5 protein-coding genes, 1 tRNA gene and 1 pseudogene are annotated in these 6625 nt (G+C 70.4%); 2 read left to right on the top strand and 5 right to left on the bottom strand.

Going from position 1 to position 6625, the window contains the following annotated elements; all coding sequences use genetic code 11:
- Window positions 1-78: 78 nt before the first annotated feature.
- The 3 genes from D7231_RS33225 to D7231_RS33235 all read right to left on the bottom strand — a co-directional run bounded on the left by D7231_RS33225 (window position 79) and on the right by D7231_RS33235 (window position 3429).
- On the bottom strand, window positions 79-1839 hold the full coding sequence (locus tag D7231_RS33225; protein WP_120759848.1) for a DEAD/DEAH box helicase: 1761 nt from the start codon (window positions 1837-1839) through the stop codon (window positions 79-81).
- A gap of 299 nt (window positions 1840-2138) precedes the next feature.
- Window positions 2139-2342 carry a cold-shock protein gene (locus D7231_RS33230; RefSeq protein WP_030367061.1) on the bottom strand — a complete coding sequence of 68 codons (204 nt, stop codon included), beginning with the start codon at window positions 2340-2342 and terminating at the stop codon, window positions 2139-2141.
- 271 nt (window positions 2343-2613) lie between these two features.
- Window positions 2614-3429: a DUF6227 family protein gene (locus D7231_RS33235; protein ID WP_120759850.1), complete on the bottom strand. Its 816-nt coding sequence runs from the start codon at window positions 3427-3429 to the stop codon at window positions 2614-2616.
- Between the two features lie 488 nt (window positions 3430-3917).
- Here D7231_RS33235 and D7231_RS33240 point away from each other — a divergent pair, with 488 nt between their 5' ends.
- Both D7231_RS33240 and D7231_RS33245 read left to right on the top strand, forming a co-directional pair.
- The gene (locus tag D7231_RS33240; RefSeq protein WP_120759852.1) at window positions 3918-5141 is read left to right on the top strand and encodes an AAA family ATPase; all 1224 of its coding nucleotides are present in this window, start codon (window positions 3918-3920) and stop codon (window positions 5139-5141) included.
- 74 nt (window positions 5142-5215) lie between these two features.
- Window positions 5216-5812, top strand: a complete 597-nt coding sequence (locus tag D7231_RS33245) for a hypothetical protein (protein WP_120759854.1) — start codon at window positions 5216-5218, stop codon at window positions 5810-5812.
- A 192-nt stretch (window positions 5813-6004) separates the two neighbouring features.
- On the opposite strand, the gene D7231_RS33250 is transcribed toward D7231_RS33245, so the two are convergent.
- Window positions 6005-6077: transfer RNA gene (locus tag D7231_RS33250), tRNA-Lys, on the bottom strand.
- A 132-nt stretch (window positions 6078-6209) separates the two neighbouring features.
- Window positions 6210-6625 (bottom strand): annotated as a pseudogene (locus D7231_RS38630) (DEAD/DEAH box helicase); the annotation flags it as partial.

Raw genomic sequence — 6625 nt, forward strand, 5'->3', positions numbered from 1 at the left:
GATCAACCGGCAGCCCCGGGCGTCAGAGCTTCAGAGCCTCAGAGCGCCAGAGCCTCAGAGCGCCAGAGCCTCAGAGCCTCAGGAAGACGTGCGGCGCTGCCGCGCGCCCCCGCCGCCGTTGCCACCACGGCCGCCACGGCCGGAACCGGCGCCGGCGCCAGTGCCGCCGTTGCCACCCCGCCCGTAGCCGCCCCGGCCGGAACCGCCCGCACCGGAAGAGGAACGGGAAGAAGAGCCCGACGCGGAAGAGCGCGAAGAACCCGAAGACCCCGAGGAAGAGGAGGAGGAAGAGGACGAGGAGGAGTAAGCCACGGAAGAGCCCTCCCCGCGCCCACGCCCACGACCGCCCCGCGAGCTCCGCGTGCCCCGGGACCCACGCGACCCAGCAGCTGCCGCGGCCCCGCCGGCCGCCCCCGTACCGGCACCGGAGCCGGAGCCGCCGCCGCGCTTCCGCGGCGTCGCCTGGGCCGGCACCGCCGGAGGAATGACGACCGGGACGCCGCTCGGCGCCTGGGCGCCCGTGATGCGCACGAGCTCCGGGTGGTCCGGGCCTACGGTGACGACGTTCGGGGAGATCTTGGCCGTGACCATCATCCGGCTCATCTCACGGCGCTGCTCGGGCAGCACCAGCGTGACGACCGTGCCGGACTCGCCCGCGCGCGCCGTACGGCCGCCGCGGTGCAGGTAGTCCTTGTGGTCCATGGGCGGGTCGACGTTCACGACGAGGTCGAGGCCGTCGATGTGGATGCCGCGCGCGGCGACGTTCGTGGCGATCAGCGCCGTGACCTGCTCCGTACGGAAGAGGTCCAGCGTGCGGTTGCGCTGCGGCTGGCTCTTGCCGCCGTGCAGCGCGGCGGCGCGGACGCCCTCGGAGAGCAGCTTCTTCACCAGCCGGTCGGCGCCGCGCTTGGTGTCCACGAACATGATCACGCGCCCGTCGCGGGCGGCGATGCGGGTGACCGTGTCCTTCTTGTCCGTCTCGTCGACGTGCAGGAGGTGGTGGTCCATCGTGACGACCGCGCCCACCGACGCGTCGACGGAGTGCGTCACCGGGTCGGACAGGAAGCGGCGGACGAGGCGGTCGACGTTGCGGTCGAGGGTCGCGGAGAACAGCATCCGCTGGCCCTCCGGGTCGACCTGGTCCAGCAGGCGGGTGACCTGCGGCAGGAAGCCCATGTCGGCCATCTGGTCGGCCTCGTCCAGGACGGTGATCCGCACGTCGCCGAGCTTGCAGTCGCCGCGCTGGATGAGGTCCGCGAGGCGGCCCGGCGTGGCGACGAGCACCTCGGCGCCGCGCGCGAGCGTCTGGGCCTGGCGGCCGATGGACATGCCGCCGACGACCGTGGCCAGCCGCAGGTTGACGGCGCCGGCGTACGGGGAGAGGGAGTCGGTGACCTGCTGGGCCAGCTCGCGGGTCGGGACGAGGACGAGCGCGAGCGGGCGGCCGGGCTCGGCGCGGCGGCCGGCCGTGCGGGCCAGCAGGGCCAGGCCGAAGGCGAGGGTCTTGCCGGAGCCGGTGCGGCCGCGGCCGAGGACGTCACGGCCGGTGAGCGAGTTCGGCAGCGTCGCGCCCTGGATGGGGAACGGCTCGGTGACGCCCTCGCGGGTCAGCGTGGAGAGCAGCGCGGCCGGCATGTCCAGGTCGGCGAAGGACGCCACGGGCGGCAGCGCCGGGGTCGTGCTCACCGGGGTCTCGAAGTCACCCTGGGGGGCGGCGGGCCGGCGGCGGGCCGGCTGGGCGCCGCCACGGCTCTGCTGGGCGCCGCGGCCGGGACGGTCGGAGCGGTTCTGCTGGGGCCCGCGGGGCGAGCGGGTCGTGGGACGGGCGGAGCGAGTCATGCGGGTGGGACCTTCCCTCAAGGGGGTGGACACGCCCGGAAAGGAGACTTCGCATCGCGAGGCCGCGGCCCTGAGGAGCGGGAACGGCAGAACGGCGGAAAAGCCTGGGCGCGCTTGGTGCGGGGACGACGGCCGGTCGCAGCGGGGCGCCGGCCGGCGCAGGGGCAGCAATGGGGCCCGCACCCAGTGGTGCGGGCCCCATTGCCTTGGTGCTTCATGCAGAGCCCGGGGCAGCCGGCGGGCGGATCGCCGTCAGACGGCGACCGGCGCCGCGACCGGCGTCCGGGCGGGCATCATCGTCAGGCAGCGACGATGTTCTCGGCCTGCAGGCCCTTCTGGCCCTGCGTGACGTCGAAGGAAACCTTCTGGCCCTCGAACAGCTCACGGAAGCCGTTGGAGGCGATGTTCGAGTAGTGGGCGAAGACGTCGGGGCCGCCGCCGTCCTGCTCGATGAAGCCGAAGCCCTTTTCCGAGTTGAACCACTTCACGGTGCCAGTAGCCATGTCTATCTCCTTAGTGGATACACCCGAGACGGGTGCAATGGGCCCCACACCGGAATAGACCGGCAAAAACAAAAATGCGCCGTCGGTTCACATAACCGTCAGGCGCACACGAGTTCATGGGTACCACAACTGAAACGTCAGTTCAGCCTAGCACAGGCATGCAGCACTCCTCTAGCACACGTCGGCGGCCCCCGTACCACCGCCCGCCGACGGTGCCTGCCCGCACCCCGCTCCTACAGCCCTACGGCCTACACCCTGCAGCCCTACGGCCCTACAGCTCCACGCCCTGCGCGCGGGCATGCCGGTCCGCGGCGACCTCGGCCTCCGTCTCGTCCAGATAGACCTCGCAGACCAGGCGGCCGTCCCTGTTCATGTTGTGCTCCAGCTCCCAGAGGCTGAGCTCGCCCCCGCCCTCCAGCAGGAACGCGTGCTCGTAGAAACGGCACCAGGTGGCGTCGCGCCCGGCGCCCCGGCGCCGCGGCTTGGTGATCAGCGCGATGTGGTGGCCGAGCGCCCCCTGGAGCAGCTCGCGCACCACCTCGCCGGGCCCGTCCTCGTTCTCCGCGCGCCGCAGCAGCCGCCGGGCGTGATCGGGCGAGGCGTCGGCGACGTACTCCCGGCGGGGCTGGACCGGCCCCATGGCCAGCAGCAGCTCCTCCGCCAGCCAGGCCGGCAGCTCGTCGCCCTCGCTGCCGGGCCCGATGCCGCCGCCGATCCGCTCGTGCACGCGCTGCTCGGCCCGGTCGAGGGCGTCCTCGTCGGCGTAGAGCTCGTAGACGAAGGCGTCCTCCGGGCCGGTGTCGTGCTCCAGCTCGAACAGCAGCAGGCTGCTGCCGTCGGCCAGCAGGAAGACGTGCCGGTACGAATTACAGCGGAGCGGGCGGTGCTCGTCATTGCGCTGGCGGTACGAGCGGAGCTCCGCCTGATGCATCAGCGCCGTCCGCAGCCGGGCCAGGACGGGCTCGCCGATCTCGAAGCCGTTCTGGGCCCGCTTCAGCAGTGCCGCCACGTGCTCGGCGGGCGTCGCCTCGGCCCCGCCGGCACCCGCGGCCCCTGCCGCGGCACCCGGGGCTCCCTGGGTCCCCACCGCTGCCTGTGCGGCTCCCGCAGGCCCGGACGGGCCCTGGCCGCGCTCCGTGCGCCCCCTGTGCGCCCTGCACGCCGGGGGCTGGTCGCCCCGCTCCCCTCGCTCGCTTCCGCTTCCGCTCCCACCGGCTCGCGAGTTCTCCATGCCTCCGACCTCCCGGCCCTCGCCGCACCCACCCCGCGCACTTACCGTAGCGGCGCGAACACAAGGCGGGTGCCGGGTTTCCGGGAACTGGGTGCGCGGAGGGCCGGGCACGCGGGGGGCGTCCAAGGGTGGCTCGGAGGGCGGAGCGTGCGCGGCCCGTGCGCCCCCCGGCCTCAGGCACCGCTCACGATTCTCCGCATCGTCTGTGGATCGCAGGAGAGCCACTGTCGGCCCGAAGGCCTAGCCTGCCTGACACGCCCTCAAGATCATGGCCAAGTCGGCTGTCGCTGACCACGCCACCCACTTGCCCGCCCCTTCATCACCCCACCCGATAGGTTCATCCCATGCCCGGCCGTCTCCTAGAACTCCGCGTCGAGAACTTCCGCAGCCTGCGCGACGTGACCATCCCCCTCGGCCCACTCACCGTGCTCGTGGGCCCGAACGGGGTCGGCAAATCCAACGTGCTGAAGGTCTTCGACTTCCTGGCCGCGATCATCCGGACTGATCTCCAGCCTGCACTCGACGAACGGGGCGGCTTCGACGAGGTGGCTTTCTGGGGTGGTGAGAGGCCGCCCACGTACCTGAAGATCCAACTCCAAGCCACATGGACGACCCACGCGAGTCTTAAGGCTCCGGACGAGTACTCGCTAACCATTCGTCGGCGCTCGGCCCCCAACAAACGGGACTCCTACACCCTGTCCCGGCAGGAAAGCTTCACTTTCAAGCGCACTCAGGGCAGAGGGCGGCGCATCACTGTCTCGGGCGGAGAAGCCCGTGTGGTGGAGGAACGGGCGGGCCGGGAGTCCGACAGCGGCAGCTTCGGCATCCAGCGGCTAAGCAGTGGACTCTCGACGCTCCCTCGCTTGGGCCGATCGGACGGTGGCGAGGAAGTGGCGCGAGTCGCCGACCGTCTTTCTTCGTTTCGCGTATTCGATGTGAACGTCGCGGCAGCACGTCAACCCACCCGCGCCCGCTCCACTCTCGCCGGACGCCTGGAATCGCATGCGGAGAACCTCGCTGCCTTCCTGGTCCAACTCAGCGCCGACGAGGAGCGTTGGAATCTGCTGACACAAGATGCACGCCGTATCCTGCCTCAGCTAGAGACCATAGAGTTCGAGCAAGTCGGGGGTTACTCGGACCGTCTCGCCGTAGTCCTGCACGAACGGGGCTTGCGTCGCACCACGCCCCTGGCCGACGCTTCCTTCGGCACGGTGCGCCTCCTGGGACTGCTGGCCATGCTGTACGACCCGCACCCGCCCGCGCTGACCTGTGTCGAGGAAATCGATCACGGCCTGCACCCCCAGGCACTCGAGCTCATCGTGGAACGACTGCGCGAGGCCTCTGAACGAACCCAGTTGATCGTGGCCACCCATTCACCTGCACTCGTCGATCGCCTACAGCCCGAGGAATTCGTGGTGTGCGACCGCGACGAGGAAGGTGCTTCGACCATCCCCGCCCTGTCAACGGCAGAGGTCAAGGAGATCGTTGCGGAAACGGGCGACCAACCACTCGGGGAACTGTGGTTCTCGGGTGTGCTCGGTGGCGACCTGACGGGGGAAGAGCTGTGAACCGTGGAGGCATAAGGAAGACATCAAGCAACGGCATCGTCGTTCTCGCGGGAGAGAGCTCCAACGATCGCCGGATGCTCGCTGCCTTCATCAAGGCCAACCACCCAAAACTTGCCTCCGCCGTCAGCCTCACCGAGATCACCGATCCGGTGCGCCTGCGCAAGAAGTCGGGTGCCGACCTGGCGACAGCTGCGTCCATCCTGGTCAGGAAGGCCCAGGGAAAGGCCAGGCTGAAGAGGGGTGAATTCATCGGGATCGCAATCCACGAGGACATGGACACTCCTCCAGGACCGGCCTACGACGCTGCACGCCGAGCGGTCTCCGGGGCCATCGCCAAGGCTGCCGGCTCCTGCTCGTCCGTCTACGCCCTGGCGGCCGCCGAGTCAGAAGCGTGGCTTCTTCTCTTCCCCAAGGCGTTCACACTCCACAGACCGGCGTGGCAGTTTCCCGCCCAATGGCAGGGCAAGGACACAGGTCGACGGCTGTCCCCCAAGGAAGACCTGCAGGCCGAGTTCACCAGCCCGCGGTACCGGGAGAGCGACGGCCCGGAAATCGTCCGCAAGGCCTTGAGCCACGGCATGCTCACCAAGCCCAGTGGCACCAACCGCTCCTACAGCGAGTTCGTCACAGACCTCGCAAAGTGGCCGGTACCTGACCGCACAGGCCGCTGAGGAGTCCCGAAGGGTGGCGTGGCGCCCGGGGCGAGGGCTCAGCCCTCGCCCCGATGCTGCCTGCTCGTCCCCGGCTTCTGGCCACGCAATGGCTGCCCACAGCGCATCAGAACGCCGGAGCGCCCCGCCCGGCACATGCCTGGCGAGGCGCTCGACCGCAGGTCAGCGGCATAATGCCGGACCCGCATCGCGTAGGCCGTGTGGGACTCGAACCCACAACCAATGGATTAAAAGTCCACTGCTCTGCCAATTGAGCTAACGGCCCGCACCCCGCAGCATAGCCCGGCCGACCGCGTTATCCCGAGTCGTTATGGCCGATGCGTCGGACGAACCCGCGGATGCAGCAGGGCCCGTACGCCACCGAAGTGCCGTACGGGCCCCAAATCACCTGCGGTTATCAGCCGTTGCGCTTCCAGCGCGGCTTGTCGTCGCGGCGGCCGAAGGAACCGGTGCCACCGCGGTGGTCGTCGCGGCGACCGGTCGGGCGGTCGTGGCCACCGGAGCGGAAGCCGCCGCCGGCCGGACGGTCGTCACGACGGTCGCGGTTGAACGGACGGTCGCTGCCGCCGGAGCGGAAGCCGCCGCCGTGCGAGGGGCGGTCGTCGCGACGGAAGCCGCCGCCGGCCGGACGCTCGTCACGACGGAAGCCACCGGAGCGGTTGTCGTCGCGACGGAAGCCGCCGGAGGGGCGGTCGTCGCGGCGGAAACCACCGGAGCGGTTGTCATCACGACGGTCGTCACGGCGGAAGCCGCCACGGTCACCACCGCGGTCATCGCGACGGTCACCACCACGGAAGCCGTCACGGTCGTCAC

This window comes from Streptomyces klenkii (assembly GCF_003626645.1).
In the GTDB taxonomy this organism is placed as follows: Bacteria; Actinomycetota; Actinomycetes; order Streptomycetales; family Streptomycetaceae; genus Streptomyces; species Streptomyces klenkii.

Excerpts from the sequence above, each read along its gene's own strand:
- D7231_RS33240 (WP_120759852.1), top strand. The coding sequence starts at position 3,918 with ATGCCCGGCCGTCTCCTAGAACTCCGCGTCGAGAACTTCCGCAGCCTG.
- D7231_RS33245 (WP_120759854.1), top strand. The coding sequence starts at position 5,216 with ATGCTCGCTGCCTTCATCAAGGCCAACCACCCAAAACTTGCCTCCGCC.
- D7231_RS33225 (WP_120759848.1), bottom strand. The coding sequence starts at position 1,839 with ATGACTCGCTCCGCCCGTCCCACGACCCGCTCGCCCCGCGGGCCCCAG.
- D7231_RS33230 (WP_030367061.1), bottom strand. The coding sequence starts at position 2,342 with ATGGCTACTGGCACCGTGAAGTGGTTCAACTCGGAAAAGGGCTTCGGC.